Origin of the sequence: Aquirufa novilacunae, assembly GCF_045310505.1 — a bacterium.
GTDB classification, from domain to species: domain Bacteria; phylum Bacteroidota; class Bacteroidia; order Cytophagales; family Spirosomataceae; genus Aquirufa; species Aquirufa novilacunae.
Genome location: NZ_JBEWZG010000001.1, coordinates 67,905 through 93,034, shown reverse-complemented (window position 1 = coordinate 93,034; position 25,130 = coordinate 67,905). Strand labels below are relative to the sequence as shown.

General features: G+C 42.4%; 23 protein-coding genes and 1 tRNA gene. 19 read left to right on the top strand and 5 right to left on the bottom strand.

Features of this window, described 5'->3' with window-relative positions:
- The first annotated feature begins 7 nt into the window (after nucleotides 1–7).
- Nucleotides 8–1,117: a peptidoglycan DD-metalloendopeptidase family protein gene (locus V7S74_RS00430; RefSeq protein ID WP_406776801.1), complete on the top strand. Its 1,110-nt coding sequence runs from the start codon at nucleotides 8–10 to the stop codon at nucleotides 1,115–1,117.
- 5 nt (nucleotides 1,118–1,122) lie between these two features.
- Nucleotides 1,123–1,815, top strand: coding sequence for a bacillithiol biosynthesis deacetylase BshB1 (gene bshB1 / locus V7S74_RS00425; RefSeq protein WP_406776800.1), 693 nt, complete (start codon nucleotides 1,123–1,125; stop codon nucleotides 1,813–1,815).
- Nucleotides 1,816–1,967: 152 nt separating this feature from the next.
- On the opposite strand, the gene pdxH is transcribed toward bshB1, so the two are convergent.
- Complete coding sequence (gene pdxH, locus V7S74_RS00420; protein WP_406776799.1) at nucleotides 1,968–2,603, bottom strand: pyridoxamine 5'-phosphate oxidase; 636 nt, start codon at nucleotides 2,601–2,603, stop codon at nucleotides 1,968–1,970.
- A 65-nt stretch (nucleotides 2,604–2,668) separates the two neighbouring features.
- Between pdxH and polA the strand changes: the two genes are divergently transcribed.
- The gene (gene polA / locus V7S74_RS00415) at nucleotides 2,669–5,491 is read left to right on the top strand and encodes a DNA polymerase I (protein WP_406776798.1); all 2,823 of its coding nucleotides are present in this window, start codon (nucleotides 2,669–2,671) and stop codon (nucleotides 5,489–5,491) included.
- A gap of 253 nt (nucleotides 5,492–5,744) precedes the next feature.
- Here polA and V7S74_RS00410 read toward each other — a convergent pair whose 3' ends face one another.
- Complete coding sequence (locus V7S74_RS00410; RefSeq protein WP_406776797.1) at nucleotides 5,745–6,614, bottom strand: carbon-nitrogen hydrolase; 870 nt, start codon at nucleotides 6,612–6,614, stop codon at nucleotides 5,745–5,747.
- Between the two features lie 107 nt (nucleotides 6,615–6,721).
- On the opposite strand from V7S74_RS00410, the gene V7S74_RS00405 reads away from it, so the two are divergent.
- The 3 genes from V7S74_RS00405 to V7S74_RS00395 all read left to right on the top strand — a co-directional run bounded on the left by V7S74_RS00405 (nucleotide 6,722) and on the right by V7S74_RS00395 (nucleotide 10,264).
- Nucleotides 6,722–8,203: a glycine--tRNA ligase gene (locus V7S74_RS00405; protein WP_406776796.1), complete on the top strand. Its 1,482-nt coding sequence runs from the start codon at nucleotides 6,722–6,724 to the stop codon at nucleotides 8,201–8,203.
- Between the two features lie 19 nt (nucleotides 8,204–8,222).
- Nucleotides 8,223–10,130 carry a DUF349 domain-containing protein gene (locus tag V7S74_RS00400; RefSeq protein WP_406776795.1) on the top strand — a complete coding sequence of 636 codons (1,908 nt, stop codon included), beginning with the start codon at nucleotides 8,223–8,225 and terminating at the stop codon, nucleotides 10,128–10,130.
- Between the two features lie 61 nt (nucleotides 10,131–10,191).
- A tRNA-Thr gene (locus V7S74_RS00395) sits at nucleotides 10,192–10,264 on the top strand.
- Nucleotides 10,265–10,299: 35 nt separating this feature from the next.
- Here V7S74_RS00395 and V7S74_RS00390 read toward each other — a convergent pair.
- Nucleotides 10,300–11,271: a glycosyltransferase family 9 protein gene (locus V7S74_RS00390; RefSeq protein WP_406776794.1), complete on the bottom strand. Its 972-nt coding sequence runs from the start codon at nucleotides 11,269–11,271 to the stop codon at nucleotides 10,300–10,302.
- A 74-nt stretch (nucleotides 11,272–11,345) separates the two neighbouring features.
- Here V7S74_RS00390 and V7S74_RS00385 point away from each other — a divergent pair, with 74 nt between their 5' ends.
- Complete coding sequence (locus V7S74_RS00385; RefSeq protein WP_406776793.1) at nucleotides 11,346–12,560, top strand: M24 family metallopeptidase; 1,215 nt, start codon at nucleotides 11,346–11,348, stop codon at nucleotides 12,558–12,560.
- Here V7S74_RS00385 and V7S74_RS00380 read toward each other — a convergent pair.
- Nucleotides 12,546–13,895: an ATP-binding cassette domain-containing protein gene (locus V7S74_RS00380; protein WP_406776792.1), complete on the bottom strand. Its 1,350-nt coding sequence runs from the start codon at nucleotides 13,893–13,895 to the stop codon at nucleotides 12,546–12,548. The genes V7S74_RS00385 and V7S74_RS00380 overlap by 15 nt on opposite strands.
- Nucleotides 13,896–13,933: 38 nt before the next feature.
- Between V7S74_RS00380 and V7S74_RS00375 the strand changes: the two genes are divergently transcribed.
- Both V7S74_RS00375 and V7S74_RS00370 read left to right on the top strand, forming a co-directional pair.
- Entirely contained in the window at nucleotides 13,934–15,442 is a 1,509-nt protein-coding gene (locus V7S74_RS00375) for a serine hydrolase domain-containing protein (RefSeq protein ID WP_406776791.1), read from the top strand.
- Nucleotides 15,443–15,525: 83 nt separating this feature from the next.
- Nucleotides 15,526–16,521: a sugar phosphate isomerase/epimerase family protein gene (locus V7S74_RS00370; protein WP_406776790.1), complete on the top strand. Its 996-nt coding sequence runs from the start codon at nucleotides 15,526–15,528 to the stop codon at nucleotides 16,519–16,521.
- Between the two features lie 54 nt (nucleotides 16,522–16,575).
- Here V7S74_RS00370 and V7S74_RS00365 read toward each other — a convergent pair whose 3' ends face one another.
- Nucleotides 16,576–17,586 (bottom strand): glycoside hydrolase family 43 protein, encoded by a 1,011-nt coding sequence (locus tag V7S74_RS00365; protein WP_406776789.1) that lies wholly within the window; start codon nucleotides 17,584–17,586, stop codon nucleotides 16,576–16,578.
- Between the two features lie 47 nt (nucleotides 17,587–17,633).
- On the opposite strand from V7S74_RS00365, the gene V7S74_RS00360 reads away from it, so the two are divergent.
- The 10 genes from V7S74_RS00360 to V7S74_RS00315 all read left to right on the top strand — a co-directional run bounded on the left by V7S74_RS00360 (nucleotide 17,634) and on the right by V7S74_RS00315 (nucleotide 25,097).
- A complete protein-coding gene (locus V7S74_RS00360; RefSeq protein ID WP_406776788.1) occupies nucleotides 17,634–18,668 on the top strand; it encodes a Gfo/Idh/MocA family oxidoreductase in 1,035 nt (344 codons plus the stop codon).
- 1 nt (nucleotide 18,669) lies between these two features.
- Nucleotides 18,670–19,293 (top strand): Crp/Fnr family transcriptional regulator, encoded by a 624-nt coding sequence (locus V7S74_RS00355; RefSeq protein WP_406776787.1) that lies wholly within the window; start codon nucleotides 18,670–18,672, stop codon nucleotides 19,291–19,293.
- Between the two features lie 67 nt (nucleotides 19,294–19,360).
- Nucleotides 19,361–20,767 (top strand): OprD family outer membrane porin, encoded by a 1,407-nt coding sequence (locus tag V7S74_RS00350; RefSeq protein ID WP_406776786.1) that lies wholly within the window; start codon nucleotides 19,361–19,363, stop codon nucleotides 20,765–20,767.
- A 91-nt stretch (nucleotides 20,768–20,858) separates the two neighbouring features.
- Complete coding sequence (locus tag V7S74_RS00345) at nucleotides 20,859–21,680, top strand: sulfite exporter TauE/SafE family protein (protein ID WP_406776785.1); 822 nt, start codon at nucleotides 20,859–20,861, stop codon at nucleotides 21,678–21,680.
- 37 nt (nucleotides 21,681–21,717) lie between these two features.
- The gene (locus tag V7S74_RS00340) at nucleotides 21,718–23,136 is read left to right on the top strand and encodes an MBL fold metallo-hydrolase (RefSeq protein WP_406776784.1); all 1,419 of its coding nucleotides are present in this window, start codon (nucleotides 21,718–21,720) and stop codon (nucleotides 23,134–23,136) included.
- Nucleotide 23,137: 1 nt separating this feature from the next.
- Nucleotides 23,138–23,410 (top strand): rhodanese-like domain-containing protein, encoded by a 273-nt coding sequence (locus tag V7S74_RS00335; protein ID WP_406776783.1) that lies wholly within the window; start codon nucleotides 23,138–23,140, stop codon nucleotides 23,408–23,410.
- A 1-nt stretch (nucleotide 23,411) separates the two neighbouring features.
- The gene (locus V7S74_RS00330) at nucleotides 23,412–23,654 is read left to right on the top strand and encodes a hypothetical protein (protein ID WP_406776782.1); all 243 of its coding nucleotides are present in this window, start codon (nucleotides 23,412–23,414) and stop codon (nucleotides 23,652–23,654) included.
- Nucleotides 23,632–23,922: a DUF6132 family protein gene (locus V7S74_RS00325; RefSeq protein WP_406776781.1), complete on the top strand. Its 291-nt coding sequence runs from the start codon at nucleotides 23,632–23,634 to the stop codon at nucleotides 23,920–23,922. Before V7S74_RS00330 ends, V7S74_RS00325 begins: the two co-directional genes overlap by 23 nt.
- 96 nt (nucleotides 23,923–24,018) lie before the next feature.
- Nucleotides 24,019–24,582: a YeeE/YedE family protein gene (locus V7S74_RS00320; protein ID WP_406776780.1), complete on the top strand. Its 564-nt coding sequence runs from the start codon at nucleotides 24,019–24,021 to the stop codon at nucleotides 24,580–24,582.
- A gap of 68 nt (nucleotides 24,583–24,650) precedes the next feature.
- On the top strand, nucleotides 24,651–25,097 hold the full coding sequence (locus V7S74_RS00315; protein ID WP_406777687.1) for a DUF6691 family protein: 447 nt from the start codon (nucleotides 24,651–24,653) through the stop codon (nucleotides 25,095–25,097).
- The last annotated feature ends 33 nt before the right edge of the window (nucleotides 25,098–25,130 follow it).

Here is a 25,130-nt window from a genome sequence, read left to right as displayed (position 1 = left end):
AAGTCTTATGAGGTTAATTACCTATATTTTTGGATGTTTTCTGCTGTTATCAGGCTTTAGCTTGAAAGCACAAGAGCGGAATTTATTCAAGAAAAAAACAGAGATCGAAGTCAAATCCAATTCCCAACTTTTCCAAGAAAAGAACAAGAAGAAGGAGGAACTCGATGAACTCCCACCTTTGCAATTCAGAAACGAGACAGAATCCATAGGGGTTACGGCTGGATCTGAGATGCAAGAACGCAAATTCGAACCCATCAAGGTATTGAATGCGAGTATCAGTAATTTTGACACCACCTCCATCGATGAAGGCGAGAATCTGATCGTAGAGATTGAAGAAGAAGCCGCACCAGAGGGAACCGAGGATTTCGTTTCAGTTGCTTCCTATTTTGCGATTTGGGATACAAAAATTATTGATCCTTACGATATTGATGCCAAAGAATTCGACGAACCCGTCGATATCGAATTATACAATACGGCTGCAGGTCGTAATTGGGCCTCACCACTTGAAATCGTCAAGCAAACAAGTCCATTCGGACCGCGTTGGGGCAGATTGCACGCCGGTGTTGATCTAGATTTAGAAACAGGCTATCCCGTTTTCTCTGTCTTTGATGGCATTGTGCGGGTAAGTCATTATGATCGTTCAGGTTACGGCAACTATGTACTTGTAAGGCATTATAACGGTTTTGAAACACTATACGCACACTTAGCCTCTCCGGGTTTAGAACCAGGGACCCTTGTAAAAGCAGGTGATCAAGTTGGAGTAGGTGGTAGTACCGGGCGTAGTACTGGCTCCCATTTGCACTTTGAAACACGTTACGAGGGGAATCCGATGAATCCGAAGAATGTGTATAATTTCAACCCGTTCGGACCGGTTTCAGATCATATCATTATCACGGCGAGATCATTTGATATCCGTTCCCTTTCTTTAAAGAACGAATACGGTTCTGTAGGAGATAAAGTTCGTTCGAGAACGAAGGCTTGGACCAAAGTTCGCCAAGGTGACACCTTAGGTGCTATCGCTCGCAGAACGGGAGTTTCGATCGCTAAATTGAAAAAGTTAAATGGAATGAAGAGCTCTTCGGTCATCCGAGCGGGGCGCCGAATCCGTATTCATTAACCGCTATGAAACTAGACATTCTCGTGATGGCCGCTCATCCAGACGACGCTGAATTAAGCTGCGCTGGAACTATTTTGAAGCACATTGCCGCTGGCAAAAAAGTGGGAATCGTGGATTTCACTCGCGGAGAATTAGGCACACGTGGTACTCCAGAAATTCGCTTACAAGAATCAGCTGACGCGACTAAAATCCTTGGTCTACAGGCTCGTGAAAACCTTGGCATCCGCGATGGCTTTTTTAGAAACGACGAAGAAACTCAATTGAAGTTAATCGAAGTCATTCGCAAATACCAACCAGATATCGTTTTAGCTAATGCCCTAGAAGATCGCCATCCAGATCATGGAAAAGGCGCTCAATTAGCCATAGATGCATGTTTTTTATCAGGATTACGCCAAATCAAAACCGGAAATCTTCCTGCCTGGAGACCCGCACAAGTCTATCATTACATCCAAGATCGCTACTTAGAACCTGATTTTGTGGTGGATATTTCTTCGCAATGGGACCAAAAAGAAGCCGCCATTCGCGCATTCAAAAGTCAATTCTTTGACCCGAATTCTGCCGAACCGGCTTCTTATATTTCCAGCCCAGACTTCTTGAACTTTATCCAAGCGCGCGCGATGGAAATGGGCCACAAGATTGGGGTGAGGTATGGAGAAGGGTTCCAAAGTCAGAAGACGTTGGAGAAAAAGTTATTGTAGAGAATAAAGCACAAAGAATAAAGGTGGAATAAAAAGGGCTCGAAATTCGAGCCCTTTTTACATTTATGAAATATTTTTCTAAACACATCGCCAAAGGCGATTCTATCTTTATTCTTTGTGCTTTATGCTTTATTATTTAATAAGCGGAGCTTTTAAGGCGCTACCCGATAACACTCCCATTCCCCATTTTCCCGCGCATCATACACTACGCGGTCATGTAAGCGAGAGGGTCTACCCTGCCAAAACTCAAAATAATCCGGCACTAAGCGATAGCCACCCCAATGATCTGGCTTAGGAATCGTTTTGCCTTCGTATTGCGCAGCTAATTCAGCATAGCGTTTTTCTAAGACTTCGCGAGAATCTACTTTAGCACTTTGTTCGGAAACCCAGGCTCCTAGTTGCGATTCGCGTGGGCGAGAATGAAAATAGGCGGTGGATAATTCGACGGATAGCTTTTCGACATGACCTTCGATGCGGATTTGGCGCTCTAATTCGCCCCAGAAAAAGGTGATGGAAGCTTGAGAAGAAAAGGCTAAATCCTGGCCCTTGCGAGATTCGTAATTGGTGAAGAAACTAAAACCATGGTCGACTGTTTTTAATAAAACGATGCGACCAGATGGACGACCAGAAGAGCTTATTGTGCTCAAAAACATGGCATTAGGCTCATTTAGCTGAGAAGCTTGCGCTTCTTTAAACCAGGTGGCAAATTGAGCAAAAGGGTCTGGGTGTACATGTTGCTCATGTAATTCTCCTTTTTGGTAGTTTAAGCGTAGGTCAGCTAAGTTCATAATTTCGAGGATAAATTTATTATCTTTACAAAGGCACTCTCTATCCCCAAATATAGCTGAATTACATGAAAAAATTATTCCTTTTTGACGCGATGGCCTTGATTTATCGCGCGCATTTTGCTTTTGCTAAAACACCTCGAATTTCATCGAAGGGAATTAATACTTCCGCCGTTTTTGGCTTTGCAAATACGATCCTTGAGGTCATTAATAAGGAGAAACCAGATTATTTAGGGGTAGCTTTTGACACACCAAAACCGACTTTCAGACACGTAGAATATACGCCTTACAAGGCTCAGCGTCAGGAACAACCGGAAGATATTACGATTGCGATTCCCTATGTGAAGCGATTGGTTGAGGCGATGGATATTCCGCTATTGATTTTGGATGGATATGAGGCGGATGACGTAATCGGAACCATTGCAAAAAAGGCCGTTCGGGCGAATCCGGATATCGAGGTCTATATGATGACCCCAGATAAGGATTACGGGCAATTAGTGGAGGAGCGCATTAAGATGTACAAACCGGCCTTTATGGGTAAGGGAGTTGAAGTTTTAGGACCAAAAGAAGTGTGCGAGCGCTGGAACATTTCAAACGTGGACCAAGTCATCGATATGCTAGGTTTGATGGGTGATGCAGTGGACAACATTCCGGGCATTCCTGGCGTGGGTGAAAAGACTGCCCAAAAGCTCATCGAGCAGTTTGGCTCACTAGAAAACCTACTAAACAATACCGACCAGTTAAAAGGCAAATTGCAGGAAAACCTAGTCAATTTCCGCGAACAGGGCATTTTATCGAAGCATTTGGCCCGTATTATGCTCGAAGTACCTATTGAATACGAAGAAGAAAAATTAAAAGCGACTCCGCCTAACCGAGCCTTATTAGAGCCTCTATTAGAAGAATTAGAATTCAGAACACTGCGCAAGCGTATTTTAGGCGAAGACGAACCGGTAGTCGCAAAAGTGAAAGCGTCTCCTAAAGTGGATGCCAATCAGATGGATATGTTTGGTTCACAGGCTCCTGCAACCGCTTCCGCCCCAGAAATGGAGGAAGAAGAAGTCAGTACAACGAGCTATTCCAACTTAAGTAATACCGCGCACCAATACCATTTAGTGCAGGGTGAGAACGCGATCAAGTCCTTGATTAGTTTCTTGGATCGCCAAGATGCCTTCTGTTTTGACACGGAAACAACGAGTTTAGTGGCCATCGAGGCGCAATTAGTAGGCATGTCCTTCTCTTATCGCAAAGGTGAGGCCTTTTATGTGCCTTTCCCAGAGGATCAGTCGGCATGTCAGGCGCAGGCAGATTTATTTAAGGGGATTTTTGCCAAAGAATCCACCACTAAAATCGCCCAAAACATCAAGTACGATATGAGCGTATTGCGCAATTATGGCATCGAAATCAAAGGAGCAACCTACGACACAATGCTTGCTCACTATTTAATTGAGCCAGAAAAACGCCACGGGATGGATGCTTTGGCCCTCGCCTACCTAAGCTACGAACCAATGTCGATCGAAAACTTGATCGGTAAAAAAGGGGCTAAACAAGGTAACATGCGGGAAGTGGAGTTGAACTTGATCAAGGAATATGCCGCGGAAGATGCCGACATCACCCTGCAATTAAAGCCTTTCTTAGACAAACAATTAACAACAAATCCAAAGGCTGTTCAACTACTAAACGAGGTCGAAATGCCTCTGGCACGTGTTTTATCTGCCATCGAATGCGAAGGGGTGAACTTAGATGTTCCCTTCTTACAAGAGATGTCGAAAACCTTGGAAGCGGATTCCAAAGCCGTTCAGGAGAAAATCTTTGCAACGGCTGGCCAAGAATTCAACATCGCCTCTCCAAAGCAATTAGGTGAGATTCTATTTGAAAAACTAAAACTAGATCCGAAAGCGAAAAAGACCAAAACCGGTCAATATATGACGGGAGAAGAGGTGCTATCCAAACTTGAAGCCGAGCACGAAATCGCCTCTCTAATTTTAGACTTCCGCGAATTACAGAAATTAAAATCGACCTATGTAGATGCCCTTCCGGCACTTATTTCCCCTGCTACCGGTCGCATTCATACTTCTTTCATGCAAGCCGTTACCGCTACGGGGCGTCTTTCATCGAAGGATCCGAACTTACAAAACATCCCCATCCGTACCGTTCGTGGTAGAGAAATCCGCAAGGCCTTCATCCCCCGCGATGAAAACCACTTGATTTTATCTGCGGATTATTCCCAAATCGAACTCCGCATCATGGCCGCCTTCTCGAAAGACGAATCGATGCTAGATGCCTTCAATAACGGTTTGGACGTACACAAAGCGACTGCCGCGAAAGTATTCCACGTCCCTTTAGAAGAAGTTACTTCTGATATGCGACGCAAGGCGAAGACGGTAAACTTTGGGATTATTTACGGCGTTTCTGCCTTCGGTCTTGCTGCTCAATTAGGCATTTCCCGCACAGAAGCAAAGGAAATCATCGATCAATATTTCGTTGAATTCCCTAAAGTGAAGACCTTTATGGACCAAAGCATCACCGACGCCCGCGACAACGGTTACGTCGAAACGGTTTTAGGTCGCCGCCGCTATTTACGTGATATTCTATCCGCGAACATGAACGAACGTGGTTTAGCAGAACGCAACGCTATTAATGCCCCTATTCAGGGCTCAGCCGCGGATATGATCAAAGTTGCGATGATTCAAATTCAGGATTTCTTAGAGAAAGAGAATTTAAAATCGAAGATGATTCTAACGGTTCATGATGAACTCGTATTCGATGCACACAAGGACGAAGTTGACTACCTAAAAGTACAAATCAACAAAATCATGTGCGAGGCCATGGATTTAGGTGTGGCGATGGAAACGGGAATTGGCGTGGGGGAAAATTGGCTGGAAGCGCATTAAAAATCAGCTCCGCTGATTTTTAATGCTTAAAGCATAAAGCACAAAGAATAAAGCATAGAGTTGGAATCGCCTACGGCGATGAATTCAGGTAAAATTTTTCATAAAATCAAAAAGAGCTCGAAATTCGAGCTCTTTTTGTGCCAACTTTATTCTTTATGCTCTATGCTTTATAATCTATACTCATCAAAAAGCGGCAAATGCCGCTTTTTGATTCCCACTTTATTCTTTGTGCTTTATTCTTTATGCTTTGATTTTAATCAATAAACCTCTCCGTAATTCCCCCATAAGAATCAATCCTGCGATCTCTAAAGAAAGGCCAGGTTCTGCGGTAGTATTCACTAGAATCGACGTTTACATCGACTAAAGCGATTTCTTCTTGATCGTGGGAGGCTTGGAAGATGACGCGACCGAAGGCGTTAGAGACAAAACTTCCTCCCCAAAACTGTTGGCCATTTTCTGTTCCCACACGGTTTACCGAAACAACAGGAACGCCATTTGCGACCGAATGTGAACGCTGGATGGTTTGCCAAGCTTGGTATTGTTCTCGGTTGATTTCTCCGTCTTTTTCCTCTAAATCCCAGCCGATGGCTGTAGGATAAACTAGCACTTCTGCTCCTTGAAGAGCCGTTAAGCGAGCCGCTTCTGGATACCATTGATCCCAGCAGATGAGCACACCGATTTTGGCAAACTTCGTATTAAAAACTTGATATCCTAAATCTCCCGGAGTGAAATAATATTTCTCGTAATAGCCAGGATCGTCTGGAATGTGCATTTTACGGTATTTACCAAGGTATTTTCCGTCTGCATCGATGACCGCGGTGGTGTTGTGGTAAAGACCGGCAGCGCGCTTTTCGAAAAGAGAGGCGACAATTACGACGTTTAATTCCGCTGCCAAAGCACCTAATTCGTCTGTCGATGGACCCGGAATAGCTTCTGCCAAAGCGAAGAAATCCTGCTTTTCTTCATAACAGAAATAGACTGATTTGAACAATTCCTGCAAGCAAATCACCTGAGCACCTTTACTCGCAGCGTCGCGAATAGAGGAAAGCGTTTTTTGCCAGTTTTCTGAAACATTTGAGCTACAGGATAGCTGAATTAAGGCGAAGGAAACGTTTTTCATCAATATCTTGGTTTTTACCTTGTAAATCTGGCCAAAATTAAGAAAAAACACGTTGCTAGCCTCATTCTTTCATTCTTTTCGGTAAATTGCAATCTAATAAGATTGATTTAATGGAAAATAAAAAACAAGATACCGCCTCAGCATTAAAGGATATTATTTCACACGCGAAAGAATATGGTTTCGTATTTCCGTCTTCGGAAATTTATGATGGTTTGCAAGCGGTATATGATTACGGTCAAAACGGTGTTGAATTAAAGAATAACTTAAAAACAGTTTGGTACAAGGCGATGACGATGTTGAATGACAACGTGGTGGGTCTTGATGCGGCTATTTTTATGCACCCATTGACATGGAAGGCCTCTGGTCACGTGGATTCATTTAATGATCCGATGATTGATAATAAGGATTCCAAAAAACGTTACCGTGCGGATACTTTATTAGAAGAAAGAGCTGCAGCATTAGAGGAGGAAGGAAAAGAGGCGGAAGCGAAGGCTTTATTACAAAAGATGGCTAAATGCTTAGATGCAGGGGATTTAGAGGGAGTTCGCCAGATTATTATTGATGAAAATATCAAGTGTCCTGTTTCAAACACAGCTAACTGGACTGAGGTGCGTCAATTCAATTTGATGTTCTCTACCCAAGTAGGTGCGGTTTCTGAGGATGCGAGTTTAATTTATTTACGTCCGGAGACTGCTCAAGGGATTTTTGTGAATTTCTTGAATGTCCAAAAGACGGGCCGTATGAAGGTTCCTTTTGGCATTGCCCAAATAGGGAAAGCCTTCCGTAACGAGATCGTAGCTCGTAATTTCATCTTCCGTATGCGTGAATTCGAACAAATGGAGATGCAATTCTTCGTTCGCCCTGGCACGGAAATGGAATGGTATGCGAAGTGGAAAGAAACTCGTATGAAATTCCACTTGGCTTTAGGTATTCCGGCTACTTCTTTGAAATTCCACGATCACGATAAATTAGCCCACTACGCAAATGCGGCGGTGGATATCGAATACAAGTTCCCTTTTGGCTTTAAAGAAATGGAAGGAATCCACTCGAGAACGGATTTCGACTTGAAAGCACACCAAGATTTATCGAGAAAGAAACAACAGTATTTTGACCCAGAGATAAACGAAAATTACATACCTTATGTAGTTGAAACGTCCGTAGGGGCCGATCGTTTATTCTTAGCGATACTCTGCAATGCCTATACAGAGGAGACCGTGGGCGAAGGAGATCAAGAAAAACAACGTGTTTTCTTAAACTTCCACCCGGCGTTAGCTCCCGTGAAAGTAGCCGTTCTTCCATTAGTGAAGAAAGATGGTCTTGCAGAGAAAGCACAAGAGATCACAAACAGCATTAAATTTGCCTTTAATACAACTTACGACGATGGTGGCGCCATAGGCAAGCGTTATACACGTCAAGATTTAATTGGAACACCGTATTGTGTGGTGGTGGATTACCAAACCATGGAAGACAACACCGTGACCGTTCGCGATCGCAACACGATGACCCAAGAGCGCATTTCTATAGCAGACCTAAAAGAGAAAATTGGTTATGCTGTATCGATGGAGCGTATTTTTGAAAAACTTTTAAGTTAAAACGCAAACAACGACGATTATGATCACCGAAGAGACGAATCCAGCAGAAGAATTGGAAACCACTCCTACTCCAGAAGAAACACCGACAGAAGCTATTGTTGAAACAGCAGCTCCCGCTGAGGTGGCAGCTCCAGCGGAAGTAGTTTTTCCTGTAGTGGAAGAAAAGGCAGTGGAATTCCCTGTTTTAGACCTTTCAAAAGCAACCAAAGAGAGCATTCTTGCCTTCTATGAGCAATTGAAAGCCATTCTTCAAGCGAGCGCCTCATCGGCGAATTTCAAAAAAGTCGATGAATTGACGAAAGAAGTTAGAACAGTTTGGGAAGCCATTAAGCAAGGCGAACGCGCTGAAGCTTTAGCAGCATTTAAGGCGGGGAACGAAGATTCTGAGGAAGGTTTTTCTTTCAAAGGAGATGAAACTTCTCAACAAATTGAAGCGATTTCAGCGTTTATTCGTACAGAAAGAAGCGCATTTTTCTCTAACATGGAGAAATTGAGAGAGAAGGCATTAGAGGGAAAGACGCGTTTGATTAACGAGTTAAGAACCTTGGTGGATTCGGATGACAATTCTGATCCGGCACACGTGAATGCGAGCTTTAAGGCATTTAAAAAGATACAAGAAGAGTGGAAAGGTTTAGGCAGTGTGCAGGGACCTATGAATCAGACGCTTTGGCAAAGTTATCATGCCTTAGTGGATCGTTTCTACAGTAATAGAAGCATCTTCTTCGAACTATTAGAGTTAGATCGTAAGAAGAATTTACAGGCCAAAGAAGCCATAGCCACTAAACTAGAAGCATTAGCCGCTGAGATATCGAAAGGCGGTGCTTTGCAGAAATTATTAAAAGAGGCCGAAGAGCTATTCGAAGAATACAAGCACATCGGACCAGCGAATAGAGATGATAATGAGTCACTCTGGACGCGGGTGAAGAAATCATTAGATGTACTTTTCGAACAAAAAAGAGCTATCAATGATGCCCAAAAGCAAGTTTTCGAAGAGAATCTGAAAGTTAAACGCGAGATCGGTGACTTGATGAAGCATTACGCAAACTTCACAGCGGCGAACATCAGCGAATGGAACCAAGCATCTAAAGCGGTATTAGCGCTTCAGGAACAATGGAATAATTTAAAAGGTGGATTACCACGCGAGGGCGGTAAAGAGGTTAGCCATAATTTTTGGTCTGACTTAAAAACCTTCTTCAAACACAAGAGTGAATTCTTCTCGAAGATCGATGCCGAGCGCAAAGCTAACTTAGCCGCGAAGCAATTATTGATCGACCAAGTGAATGGAATCGTGGAAACGGGAACCATCACACCAGAAGTGACTCAAATGGTCATCGAGACGCAGAAAAAGTGGAAAGAGATCGGTCACGTTCCAGAAAAACAAAAAGAATCTATTTACGCGAAATTCAAAGCAGCGTGTGACGCCTATTTCAACTTAACACGTGAAAAAGGTAAGAACGCTAAGGATGTTGAATTCGAAGCAAACTTAGAAGCAAAGCAAGCTATTTTAAAAGAAATGGAAGCGATGCTAAAAGACCCTAGCCTATTAGCCTCATTAGGTGAGAAGAAAGCAACTTGGGATGCGATTGGTTTCGTACCACGTAATAACGTGAAAGCCATTCAAGAAAGCTTCCGCACAACTTGGAATGCCTTAATTGATTTAGCTCGTACACAACCGAAAGAACAATTAGCAGCCTGGGGTTTTGAATTAAAATCTTTATCATCAGAATCTAATTCAGGTGGCGAAGAGAAAAAATCTGCTTCACCAGATGCTCGCAAGAAAATTCAGGCATTAGAAAATGATATCGCCGTGTTAACCAATAACTTAGAATTCTTCGCGAAGTCTAAAAACTCGGATAAACTACGTGCAGAGGTCGAAAAGAGAATCGCTGAAGCGGAAAAAGAACTCGAAAAATTGAAAAAAGATTAATTTTTTTCAAACAATATTTTGCGTTTTAATCCATTTGGCTTACTTTTGTGAACTCAAATGCGCCTCCTTAGCTCAGCTGGTAGAGCAACTGATTTGTAATCAGTAGGTCATTGGTTCGATCCCGATAGGAGGCTCAGAAAGCTCGACAGAAATGTCGGGCTTTTTTGTTTTACCACATCTGCTCCACTTGCCTAGCAATCTCCGGCAAATCCTGCTGTTTCATACAAGCAAAATGGCCTTTAGGACAGGTCTTTGTACCGAAATTCGAACAAGGCTGGCAAGTTAAATCGGGAACGATGGATTGAAAAACCTGCGCTTTAGAATCAACAGGCATAAATGGTTCCACCTGTAAAGCGGGTGAAGTCGCCCCCCAGATGGCAATGACATTCTTTTCAAAGGCACAAGCGATGTACAACATACCGGTGTCATGTGAAATCACTAAACGCGCTTTAGAAACGATTAACGCCGATTCATGCAATGAATAAGCGCCACAGGTATTCACGATTCGCTTAGGGTCCTGTAAGGCCAAAGCCTCGCCATCCGCCACTTCTTCTTTACCACCCACTAAGACGATGGGATGTGGAATTTGGAAACATAAAACCTTCAAGGACTCCAAAGGCAATTTCTTTGTGGCGTAAGAGGCACCTATCACTAAGGCGACGTAGCCTTCCGGGAAAAAGACCGGCTGAATGACCTCAGAAGGTACAAAATAATCCAAACCTTTCCCATCGTAGCTAACACCCAGAGGAGCTAATGTATCCACAGAACGCATCGAAATGTGGCGATCTGCCATTCGATTCACTTGGAATTTTGTCAGCAAAAACTTCTCTACACTTAACTTATTATAAGATAAATAAGGCACGCCTAATGCTAAGCGAATCCGCAAAGTGCGCAGATTCTTATGCAAATCGATGATATAATCGAATTTACAGGCTTTTAATTCTTGAATCGTAGCGGAGAGATCTTTGTCAAAATAATGGAATTGATCCACATAAGGGTTCGCCTCCGAAACGGCCTTCATCGACTTCTTCGTCAAAAAATGGATCTCTACACCAGGAATCTGCTGCTTCGCACAACGCAAAGCCGGAGAAGCTAAAACGATGTCGCCGATTGCCGAGAAACGAATAAAAAGTAGCCGCATAGGATAATTCTGAATTTAAAGTTAATTCATCCCGGGAGAATTTCTATTGTAAATGTTTTATTTTAAATTTCGCTATGCAACGTAGAAACTTCATTAAAGGAGGCCTGTTAGCCTCTACCCTTTCTCTAAAATCATCCTCAGCTGCCTTAGCCCCTATCGAGTTCACTCCCATTAGTGCGGAAGAACGAATGTCGCGTGTCGCTAAAGCACAAAAATTGATGGCAGAAAAGAACATTCAGGCTATCATTCTGGACGCGGGAATCAATATGAATTATTATACGGGCATCAGCTGGCATCCGTCTGAACGATCGATGTTAGCCGTTATTCCAGCAAAAGGTGAAATCCATTTTATTTGCCCGGCTTTCGAAGAGGATCGCTTTCTAGAAATGGCTGCGGCAGGGACGAAAGTGAGAACTTGGGAAGAAGATGAAAATCCTTTTGCATTGACTACCAGCGTTTTAACGAATTTAGGTATTCAGCAAGGCCAAATTGGTATCGACGAATTCTGTCGTTTCTTCATCTTCGATGGATTACGCAAAACCTCGAATTTCCAATTTGTCAACGCAGATGCCATCACGATTCCGTGTAGAATCATCAAATCTCCAGCCGAAATTGCCTTGATGCAAAAAGCGAATGACATCACAGTTAAGGCGATTCAGGCCGGAATAGCGGCACTTTCACTTGGTTGCACTCCACGTCAAATTTCTCAAAAAATAGCCCAAGCGCATACAGAACAAGGGGCGGTGCATGGATTTGCGTCGGTGACTTTTGGGGTGGCGACTTCATTCCCACACGGAAGTTCTCGCAAACAAATTCTTAAAAATAGTGATGTGGTAATGTTAGATTGTGGTTGCAGTGTGGGAGGATATGAGTCTGATATTACGAGAACGATTGTTTTTGGGGAGCCAAGCGAGAAGCAAAAACAAATCTGGGACTTAGAGAAGAAGGCACAGCAAGCTGGTTTCGAGGCTGCTAAACTAGGGGCACCGGCAGAAAATGTCGACCATGCTGCACGTAAAGTATTAGTGGATGCGGGTTTTGGACCCGATTATAAAATGCCTGGTTTACCGCACCGTACCGGTCACGGCATCGGAATGAGTGGACACGAGTGGGGCAATATGGTGCGCGGAAATAAGGCACCTCTTGAAATAGGGATGTGTTTCAGCATTGAACCTACGATTGCGATTCCTGGTGAGTTCGGTGTACGTTTAGAAGATTGTGCTTATATGACGGCAGATGGCCCTAAATGGTTCTCGAAACCTAGCCCATCCATCTCAGAGCCGTTTTAATTCCAAGGTCTGATTCACGCAAGAAGGAATATCGCGATCATAATGACTCACGTAAAGTAGCGTCATTTCCGAATTCGCGGCTAAATAATCGAGTACCGTTTTAAGTCGCTCCGTCTGAATGCGATCCAATCCTTGGCAAGTTTCATCTAGAATCAATAATTCAGGATTCTTCACCAAAGCGCGTGTTATCAACACCATCCGCTGCTCCCCTCCAGAAATTTGCATAAAGGACCTTTCGGCTAAATGGGCAATTCCCATCACCTGCATCCAATGAGTTACCTGTGCTTTTTGCTCCTCAGAAAGTCGCTTATACAAGCCTTGGGTATCGAATAATCCGGAAGCCACCACGGAAAAACAAGTTCCCCCTTCTTTAAAATACAAATGTAATTCTGGGCTCACATAGCCTATTTTCTTTTTGATGTCCCAAATACTTTCCCCCGAACCTCTTTTTCGATCAAATAAGGTAATGTTCTGAGAATAGGCCTGCGGATTATCAGCCGTAATCAAACTAATCAAAGTCGACTTTCCTGCCCCATTCGGACCCTTTATCGCCCAGCGTTCTCCCCTGTTGACTTCCCAAGAGAAATCCTGCAAGATCGTTTTTACGCCATAATTAATCTGCACCTTTTCCATTCTAACAGCCACATCGAAATAATCTAAGGTGCGCAATAATGGCTCAGGTTTGCTCTCCTCAGCGTGAGAAGCAGGCAATTCAATGATTTGGTGGATATAATCCGGCACATCCCCTGGCGAAGAAATGAGGATAAAATGGATTCCTTTTGCTAGTAAAGACAGCAATCCTTTGGTCAGGATTTCGCGTCCTTTTACGTCTAAACCCACATAGGGATTATCTAAAATCAACCAATCCGGCTGGTATGCAAGTGATTTAACGATCTGCAAACGCTTATTCTCTCCATTCGAAAGCTGAATCATCGGTCTTTTTAAGAGGTCATCTAATTCAAAAAGGGAAACCCATTCTTCGATTTCTAAGTCCTTCAATTCCTCTTCGACCGTATAGGCATCCTCGCAATCCGACGAATTAAATCGCTGCTGCAAGTAAAACTCAGAAAGATTACTCCGGTTCTTAAATTGATGCTGTTGTTCTACGAGCATCACATAAGCCCTTTTATCCGGATTTCTGGATTCAAACCAAACCTCACCCGTTCTGAACAATCTCCCAGCTAAAGCTTTAGCTAAAGAGGTCTTCCCGGAACCCATGGGCCCTACAATGGCTGTTAATTGCCCCGGCAAAATCTGAAATGAGATATCAGAAACAACGGATTGAGCCCCTAAGGACACAGACACGGCAGCAATTTTGGCAACAGGTTTTTCCAAGAATATTTTCTTATTTTTATCAAAATTAAACCTATTACATGAAAAATAACGCATTCCTGACGGGACTATTGTTCCTAGTTAGTTTCCAAATATTCGCTCAATCCCTTCCTCACAGTACGCCTGAGGCCGAGGGGGTTTCATCTGAGGCCATTATCAAATTCATCGAAGGCTATTCCGCAGATAAGCATCAACTGCATTCCTATATGTTAATTCGCCACGGAAAGGTTATTTCAGAAGCCTGGTGGAAGCCTTATGCCGCAGATAAGAAACACAGTATGTATAGTGTTTCCAAAAGCTGGACCTCCACCGCCATCGGTTTTGCCGTAGCGGAGAAGCGCCTCACTGTGCAAGATAAAGTAATTGCCTTTTTCCCTGAGCATGCTGACTTGCAGGACAAACCTTTCTTGAAAGATCTGAAAGTTCAGGATTTATTAACCATGTCCTTAGGTCACGAAAAAGAACCTTTACGCAGCGTCATCGTCTTTTCTCCTGATTGGGTTAGGGGATTTTTGAACTACCCGATTGCTCATCAACCCGGAACAAAGTTCCTTTACAACACGCTGGCCACCTATATGCTATCAGCCATCGTCCAAAAAGTGACAGGCATGACGACTTTGGACTACTTAAAGCCACGTTTATTAGACCCTTTGCACATTTCAGGCATCGACTGGGAATCCGACCAAAAAGGCATCAACGTGGGTGGCTGGGGCATCCGCGTGAAAACGGAGGACATGGCTAAACTAGGTTTATTGTATCTGAACAAGGGAAAATTTGAAGGAAAGCAAATCTTACCAGCGGCTTGGGTAGAGGAAGCAACGAGCAAACACATCGATCAAGAACCTGATGCCAGTGCGGATAAAAAAGCCAATGGACAATATGCTGATTGGTTGCAAGGATATGGGTACCAGTTTTGGAGATCAAGAAATGGGGCATTTAGAGGAGATGGAGCGTATGGTCAATACATTTTGATGATGCCAGAACAAGATGCGGTATTGATTATTACTTCGGAATCGCAAGATTTACCGGATGATTTAAACCAGGTTTGGAAGAACTTATTACCGGCATTTAAAACGAAAGCCCTGCCAGCTAATCCAAGCGGTTTAAAAGCACTAGCTACCTTTAATGCGAGCAGACAAATTAACGCGCCTGTTTCAAGTCTTAAAGCAGCCTTACCTACAAAAAGCTATCATTTAGGCACTAATCCATTGGATTTCAGACAACTAGCGGTGGATGCGAAAGGCATAATGACCATCACGACTAAAGATTCTACAAAACACGAGTTTCAACTGGCGCAAGGAGCTTGGGCAACAGGTAAAACCAATTTAATTGGCCCTTACATGCTGAGAGCGGCCCGAGTTGATTTAGCGAAGAAAGCACCCTTTGATTATGCAGGTTCTTATCGCTGGGTCGATGCCGAGACGCTAGAAATAACCTTATTGTATTTTGAAAGTCCACATCATTGGACCTTTACTTTAAAAGGAAATCAAGTGAGCGTGGTCAATTCTTTTGAACCCCAAAATGAAATAAAGATTCCTGAAAGAAAATAAGGAGGATTTCGTCGCAAAAATGTGGCGACAGGATATGTATTTCAGAATATAATCGTAAAATGAGTTTCGAAACCTATTAATCTATGAAAAATAACAACCAAACCTCACGTCGCCAGTTTTTAGCGGCGGGCTCCTTAGCCTCTTTAGGCCTATTGTGGGCATCGAATTCGTCCTTCAGTTTTGCCAAACCAAGCTCTGTTTTTGGTGGCGTTCAAGTAGGAACCATTACCTATTCTTTCCGCGGAATGCCGGGAGATATCAAGCAAATCATCCAATACTGTGTAGATTCAGGTGTTTCTGCCATTGAATTAATGGGAGACGCTGTAGAAGATTACGCAGGTCGTCCCGCTAATCCGGTTCCGATGCGTTGGACTCCAGGTCAACCACGCCCTACCCTCACTGATGAGCAAAAGGCAGCTTTAGCGCAATATCAGAAAGATGTATCTGCTTGGAGAGAGTCTGTTTCGATGGACAAATTCAAAGAAGTTCGTAAAATGTTAGACGACGCAGGAATCTCAGTTTATGCCTACAAACCCAATGCGTTTGGCGAGAAAAACTCGGATGCGGAGGTGGAATCAGCCTTACGTGCAGCAAAAGTGTTAGGTGCAAAGTCGGTTACGTTGGAATTACCTACTTCTTCAGCTCAAACGCAACGTTTAGGCGCTCTAGGAGAGAAACACAAGATCTATTTCGGTTACCACACGCATACGCAGGTGAAGGATACGGTATATGATGAGGCTTTGGCCCAAAACCCCTACAATTCCATCAACCTTGATTGCGGTCACTATATCGCGGTGGGAGCTCCTCACACAAGTGCTAGCTTATTAGCCTTCATCGAAGCGAAACACGATCGCATTTCGAGTATGCACATCAAAGACCGTACGTCGAAAGAACACGGTGCCGGCAACCTTGTTTGGGGATCAGGTGATACACCTTTAAAGGAAGTATTAACCTTAATGAAGAAGAATAAATACAAATTCCCAGCTACCATTGAATTGGAATACGAAGTTCCTGCTGGCTCCACTCCGGTAGAGGAAGTGAAGAAATGTGTGGCTTTTGCTAAGAAAATATTGGCCTAATAAATATTAGCCTAAAAAATGAGGGCCGCTCACGAAAATGAGCGGCCTTTCTTTTTATTTGTACGCATCAATCGTCTCGATACTTCCATCTGGACGGTATTTCAACTCCGTCACTTTGATGTTTCTTAGGTGCGTCTTACCTGAAATCTCCACATCATGGTAATATAGATACCACTTCCCATTTTGCTCAATAATCGAATGGTGGTTCGTCCATCCTTTCACTGGCTTAAGAATCACACCTTGGTAGATAAAAGGGCCATATGGGCTCGTTCCTGTGGCATAAGCAATGTTGTGTGTATCCCCAGTCGAATAGGAGAAATAGTATTTCCCTTGGTATTGATGCACAAAAGCAGCTTCGAAGAAACGGCGATCGTGATCCTCTGACAACAAGATCTTTCCATTCGCATCCAAAATCTGGACATTGCGTGGAGCCTCTGACATCTCTTTCATATTTGCATCCAATCGAGCCACTTTAGCCATCAAAGCAGGTTGACCATTGGCAGGTTGAGACTCATCCGTAGCGCCATAAGTACCTGACTTCCAGCGCTGTAATTGACCACCCCAAATTCCTCCGAAATACAAATAATACGAGCCATCCTTGTCTTTAAAAACGCAAGGGTCGATACTGAAAGAGCCTTTCATGTATTCTTTCTCTGCTTTGAAAGGTCCCTCTGGTTTAGCTGATGAGGCCACTCCAATTCTGAAAACACCTTCCTTGTCTTTTGCTGGGAAATACAAATAATAAGTACCATTAGCTTCAGCTGCATCTGGAGCCCAAAGCATCTTCGAAGCCCAGGCCACATCTTCTAATTTTAACGCAACCCCGTGGTCAACCACCGGACTTGCTGGTGTTTTTTGTGATAAAACGTGGTAATCATTCATCGCAAAGTGACTCCCTAAATCATCTTCCTTTACCCCTGCATCGATATCATGAGAAGGATAAATATAAATTTGGCCCTGAAAAACGTGGGCAGATGGGTCCGCCGTGAACATGTGCGAGACCAAAGGCTTCGACTGCCCCAGGGCTGTTAAACTTAGGAGACTGAATGCAAGTATTTTTTTCATAGATAATCGTTTATGTTTAAAGGTCTGAATTGTTTATTTTTACTTTTATGAAACCGATCGAAACTGCCTTATTATCTTATGGAATGTCAGGACGTGTTTTTCACGCCCCCTTCATTCAATTACATCCCGGCTTCAATTTAGTAGGATCCTGGGAACGCTCCAAGAAAAACATCGAGAATGCCTATCCTGGAACTTCCTCCTACGATTCGATGGAAGCCGTTCTAGCAGATCCTTCGATCGAGTTAATCATTGTTAATACGCCCATTTATTCGCACTTTGAATACGCATCTGCTGCTTTAAAGGCTGGAAAACATATTGTAGTAGAGAAAGCATTTACCTGTAACGCTTCTGAGGCGGAGCAATTAGTGGCATTAGCTAAGGAGGTGAACAAACAGATTTTTGTCTACCAAAACCGCCGCTGGGATTCCGATTTCTTAACACTTAAAAAGGTGCTTTCAGATGGCGTTTTAGGCGATATCGTCGAAGCAGAATTTCATTTTGACCGCTATAATCCACTCATGTCGCCTAAGCGACACAAAGAGGATGCTGGTCCAGGCGCTGGAATCGTGACCGATTTAGGTCCGCATTTGATTGATCAGGCTTTGCATTTATTTGGCAAGCCTACGCACGTGTTTGCAGATTTACGCAAAACGCGTCCCGGAACAGAGGTAATCGACCTATTCGAGATTTTATTATACTACCCTTCCCTGCGCGTTCGCTTGAAAAGTGGTTATTATTTCAAAGAACCTATCCCTGCATTCCAATTACATGGAACGAAGGGAAGCTTCATCAAAACCCGTTCGGATCGCCAAGAGGTTGATTTAGATAAAGGCCATGTGCCCATGGGCGAAAACTGGGGAGTAGATGCCGTTAGCGAATATGGCCTTCTGCATGTAGACGGAGGCAGCCCAGAACGCGTTCCCTCTGAAAAAGGAAATTACATGGCATTTTACGAAAATGTTTTTCAATCTTTGCGCTCCGGTGCGACACCCGCTGTGCCAGGCGAGGATGGAATTGCGAGTATGCGCGTCATCGATGCCGCCTATGAAAGCCTAGAAAAACAAGCAATTATCAACTTTTAAGATGGAATTATTTAAACAATTTGAACCTGAATTAACTAAGAAAATTCAACAAGCAGGTGTCGTACGCAAATTCAAAACGGACGAATATCTGATGAAAACAGGTCAATCCATTCGATCTGCAGTCTTGGTCACGAAGGGAATCGTTAAGGTTTTCCGCGAAGACGATGAAGGCAACGAGGTATTTATGTATAATTTACACCCGGGAGAGGCTTGTGCCATTTCCATGACCTGTGCCGCGAGACAATTATCATCTCAGATTATGGCCAAAGCCCTTGTCGACACCGAGGTCATCGCTATTCCCATCGAATTGATGGACGAATGGGCGGCGAAATACAAGTCTTGGTACCAATTTGTGCTAGAAACTTACCGTTCCCGTTTCGAAGAATTACTAGACACCTTAGATCAAATCGCTTTTAGAAATCTAGATGAGCGCTTGCTTTGGTACTTAAAACAACACCAAAAGAGCCTTAAAACGAACATCTTGAAGGCCTCCTTTACAGATATCGCACAAGAACTGAACTCCTCCAGAGAGGTTATTTCGCGTTTAATGAAGAAATTAGCGGAGAAAGGTTATATCAACATCAATAAGAATCAGATTGAGATTGTGGATTTAAGAGGCTTGTGATATAAATCACGACAAGGACGGTAAATTAAGCAGAATTTTGCAGCTGTTAATCAATAAAAACAGCCTTATGCAAATTCGTTTACTACTCTTAATCAGTTTATTTATCCCTAGCCTCCTACTTGCTCAGCACCAAGAGGTGCATGTAGCCCCTCATCTTTGGAAAGGGAAGAAAAGTGTAGCAGAGGACTCCACTTCCCTTTTATTTGCCTTTAAACATGGAAAAGTGCACGGAAACCTACGTTACTTTTTCATGGCGACAGAAAATCAGGGACATTTAACTGATTCTTATGCTCATGCAGCTGGTGGAGGATTATTTTACGAAACGGGATCATACAAAGGTTTCCAAATGGGTGTAGGCGGTTATTTTATTTATAATACTGCCTCTTCTGATATGTCCAAAGTAGATCCTTATACGAATGCTATCAATCGTTATGAAGCTTCTTTGTTTGACATCGAAAATCCCGAAAACAAACATGATTTAGATCGACTAGAGGAATTATACTTAAAATACAATTTTGGTAAATCTCATTTAACAGCTGGCAAACAATTAATCAATACTCCTTTCATCAACTTACAAGATGGACGTATGCGGCCCACAGAAGTAGGTGGATTGTATGGTGAAATCTTCCCAGGTAAAAAGAATAAACTAGAGGGCGGATATTTATATGAATTATCCCCACGAGGTACGGTAGATTGGTATGGAATCGGCGAATCAATCGGTATCTATCCGAATGGGACTAATGTAGATGGATCTAAAGGAAATTATGCGCAGAACATCGAATCAAAAGGCTTATATTTACTAGGGTACACACATTCTTTACCCAAAGGCCATTCCCTGAAATTATGGAATGTATTGGTTGAAAATGTTTTCAATACCTCCCAATGTCAATGGGACACTAAACAAGGAAATTGGGTGGCAGGCCTTCAGTATACTGAACAACATGCCATCAATCATGGAGGAAATGAAGACCCATCCAAGACTTATTTTGACCCCTCTCAAATGTCCCGTGTATTTAGCACAAAGCTAGGATGGGAAAACAACCAGTGGAAAACGTCACTAAATTACACGCGAATTACGGGTGAAGGCCGGTATTTAATGCCAAGAGAATGGGGAAGAGATCCTTTTTACACTTTTATGCCCAGAGAGCGAAATGAGGGTTTTGGAGATCTTCATGCATTCGTAGGAAAGGTAAATTACCATCCCCACAATGGACCATTAAAAGCATCTGTAGCGTATGGCGTATTCCAATTACCCGATGTGAAGCAGGTCGCATTAAATAAATATGGTCTACCTAGTTATAACCAATTGAACCTGGAACTCAATTATGAATTCGAAGGATTTTTAGAAGGATTAGAGATTCAAGGTTTATACGTCCACAAATACAATCAAGGTGAGACCTACGGAAATGAGAAATATATCATGAATAAGGTGGATATGAGCAATTATAACGTGGTTTTAAACTTTCATTTTTAGCCCAAATAAAAAAAGAGCCTTGTGATAAAAATCACGAATAAGCTCTAATTATTCCCTGACATTTGTACTATCAAAACAACAAAAAACACACATGGAAATCATTGGCTATTTTGCTTCTTTACTAATCGGAATTTCACTAGGACTTATAGGAGGGGGTGGATCCATTTTAACAGTACCCGTTCTTGTATACCTTTTCGGAGTTAATCCAATCTTAGCAACAGCGTACTCTTTATTTATTGTAGGAGCATCCTCCTTAGTGGGAGCCTTTCCTAAATACAAACAAGGGTTAATTAATATAAAAACGGCGATCATTTTTGGAATCCCATCCATCGCAGCGGTGTACGCCACACGAAAATTCATTGTTCCATTAATTCCTTCCGAAGTATTTACTTTAGGTGACTTCGTGGTAACCAAATCGATTTTAATGATGGTTTTATTCGCCATCTTAATGGTAGCAGCCTCCATTTCTATGATTCGTGGAAAATGTGAACAATGTGAAAAAGAGAAATTAGGCACATATGTAGAGGAAGAACAAGTGTTCAACTACCCAATGATCCTTTTAGAAGGAGCTGTGGTGGGTACATTAACAGGCTTAGTAGGCGCTGGAGGTGGATTCTTAATCATACCCGCTTTAGTGATGCTTTCAAAATTATCTATGAAGCAAGCGGTAGGAACTTCCTTGTTAATCATCGCTGCTAAGTCGTTAATTGGATTTACGGGCGATTTAGGTCATCATATTATCGATTGGAACTTATTATTAACCGTAACAGGTCTAGCGATTGTAGGTATATTCTTTGGTGATATTATTAGTAAAAAAGTAGACGGAAATAAATTAAAAGTAGGTTTTGGCTGGTTCGTATTAGTGATGGGAGTTTACATCTTAGTACAGCAATTAGCTTTCCCAATGAAATAAAAATTAATAAAACATTCACAACATAATAATTATCCAAATGAAAGTAGAACAAATTTACACAGGATGTTTAGCACAAGGTGCTTATTACATCGAAAACAATGGAGAAGCCGCAATCATCGATCCACTTCGCGAGGTTCAGCCTTACATCGAGAAAGCAGAACGTAATGGTGCAAAAATCAAATATGTATTCGAAACACACTTCCATGCGGATTTCGTTTCAGGACACATTGATTTATCTTCAAAAACAGGTGCTCCTATCGTTTACGGTCCTAATGCTGCTTGTGCATTCGATTGTATTTCAGCTACAGACGGTCAAGAATTTAAATTAGGTAACGCAACGATCCGTGTTATCCACACACCAGGTCACACAATGGAATCAACTTGTTTTTTATTGATCGATGAAACTGGAAAAGAAACGAGTTTATTCTCAGGTGACACCTTATTCATCGGTGATGTAGGCCGTCCTGATTTAGCACAAAAAGTAAAAGCAGATTTAACTGAGGATATTTTAGCAGGTCATTTGTTCGATTCTTTACGTAACAAGATTATGCCTTTAGCTGACGATATCATCGTATATCCAGCACACGGTGCAGGATCTGCCTGTGGCAAAAACATGAGTAAGGAAACGACTGACACTTTAGGTAATCAGAAGAAAACAAACTACGCGTTAAACCCAGCTCTAACAAGAGAAGCATTTAAGAAGGAGGTATTAACAGGTTTAGTTGCTCCTCCAGCCTACTTCCCTTTAAACGTATTGATGAATATCCAAGGATATGATTCGATCGATAAGGTGATGGAGCGCGGACAGCATGCCTTAACTCCAGCAGCATTTGAAGTAGCAGCAAACGAGACAGGTGCCTTAGTTTTAGATACTCGTGATCCACAAACTTTTGCAGCTGGATTTATTCCAAATTCCATCAACATCGGAATTGATGGTTCATTCGCTCCATGGGTAGGCGCAATGATTCCAGATATCAAGCAAGAAATCTTGTTAGTAACAGATGAAGGTCGTGAAGAAGAAGTAATTACTCGTTTAGCGCGTGTAGGTTATGACTTCACCATTGGTTACTTAAAAGGTGGCATTGCTGCTTGGAAAGCGGCTAACATGGAATTGGACACGATCACTTCGATCAGCCCGGAAGAAATGTTTGCTCGTTTCGAAGCAGGTGAAGGTGAAATCATCGACGTGCGTAAAAATTCAGAATATTTAAGCGAGCACATTGTAGAGGCTGAAAATGCACCATTGGACTTCATCAACGAAAGCATGTTAAAAATCAACAAGGACAAGACTTACTTTGTACACTGTGCAGGCGGTTACCGTTCAATGATCTTTAATTCAACACTTCGTGCACGTGGATATGATAATTTAATCGACGTGAATGGTGGTTTCAAAGCGATCAAAGAATCAGAGAAATTTAAAATCACGGACTACGTTTGTCCATCAACTTTATTGTAAAATGGAAGAATTATTAAACAATCCGGCTACAACCGTAGTCGATGTTCGCGAAACAGGTGAATTTGCCAGCGGACATTATGAAGGAGCTATCAATATTCCATTAGGTATCGTACCTGTTAAATTAGATGAATTCAAAGCAATGCGAGGACCTATCGTGGTGTATTGCAGAAGTGGTAACCGCTCAGGAATGGCGATGAACCTATTGAAGCAAGCCGGATTATCTGAAGTTTACAACGGGGGTGGCTTACATGACATGTTAATTTACCAAAACTAATATGCTAGCTAACTTAACTCAAAATTGGGGTTTCATGCGCATTATTCGCCTACTTGTAGGTGGATATGCGCTTTTTGAAGCCATTCGCTCTTCCGACGTTTTAATTGGAATAATGGGAACTGTTCTCATAGGAATGGCCTTGTTCAACATGGGTTGTGGCCCACAAGGATGTGGCGTTCCTCGCAATGAATCTAAATCAACTAATTCAGACGAAATTGAATATGAAGAAATTCATTCAAAGTAAATTTTGGCAAATCTTAGGCGGAGTTATCGGCGCTTTAGCCGGATATATCTACTGGAAAGAAATAGGTTGTAGCACAGGAACCTGCCCTATCACAAGTAAACCACTAAATAGCGTGGTTTATTTTGGGGTTTTAGGTTACTTTGTAAGTGGAACGATAAAAGATTTCAAAGTACAAAGAACAAAGAACAAAGTACAAAGTACAAAGAACAAAGAACAAAGAACAAAGTACAAAGTTGGAATCGCCTACGGCGATGACTCCAGCGACTAAGTTGCGAAGCAACGACTAAGACGAAGTCGACTAAGCTGCGAAGCAACGACTAAGACGAAGTCGACTATTTACTAACAATTAAATACACTTAACACCATGATGGAAACAATCACCCAACCCTGGCCTTGGTATACGGCAGGAATTATTATCGGACTCATCGTCCCAGCCTTACTAATATTAGGCAACAAACATTTTGGTATATCTGCGAATTTGCGCCATGCTTGCGCGGCTTGTATGCCAAGTAATATTCCCTTCTTTACCTATGATTGGAAAAAAGAACTATGGAACTTCTTTTTCGTAGGTGGAATTTTAGTGGGGGGTGTCATTTCTACACTTTACTTAGGATCTGATGAAGCGGTAATTGTTCATCCAGATTTAGCAAAAGAATTAGCTACTTATGGTATTTCTGATTTCTCAGGCATGGTTCCTGCTGAATTATTTTCATTCGAAAACTTATTGACTGTGCGAGGACTTGTCATGATGATCGGTGGAGGTTTCTTAGTAGGTTTCGGTGCCCGTTACGCAGGCGGATGTACTTCAGGACATGCTATCATGGGACTTTCAGACCTTCAATTGCCATCCCTAATTGCCACAATCTGCTTTATGATTGGTGGATTTATTATGGCCAATTACCTATTACCCTTCATTTTAAACTTATAATAGCCATGGAAAATAAAAAAACAGAACACTCAAATCCAGCTGATTTCGAAGTACGTTCCTTAGACACCATGTGTGTGAACGAGTCTGAAATTGTTCATCCTTGGTGGTATAATTTCAAATATGCCGTTGTAGGCGTGATTTTTGGTATTGTATTTATTAAGGCTGAGATTATTTCTTGGTTTAGAATTCAAGAAATGTTCCGCTTGCAAAGCTTTCACATGTATGGTGTCATCGGAACAGCAGTAGTCGTTGGAGCTATCTCCGTTTTCATTATCAAAAAATTCAAAGTCAAAACAATTCATGGAGAAGAGATCACCTTTACTGATAAAAAGTTCAATAAAGGACAAATAATCGGAGGATTAATCTTTGGATTAGGCTGGGCTATGACTGGAGCTTGTCCAGGTCCATTATTTGCACAAGTGGGTTCAGGTGCGCTCGTAATCCTTGTGGTTATCTTAAGTGCGACAGCAGGAACTTGGGTGTATGGCAAGTTTAGAGATCAATTGCCGCATTAGGAGATTATAGAGTTTATAGTAAATTAAAGCTAG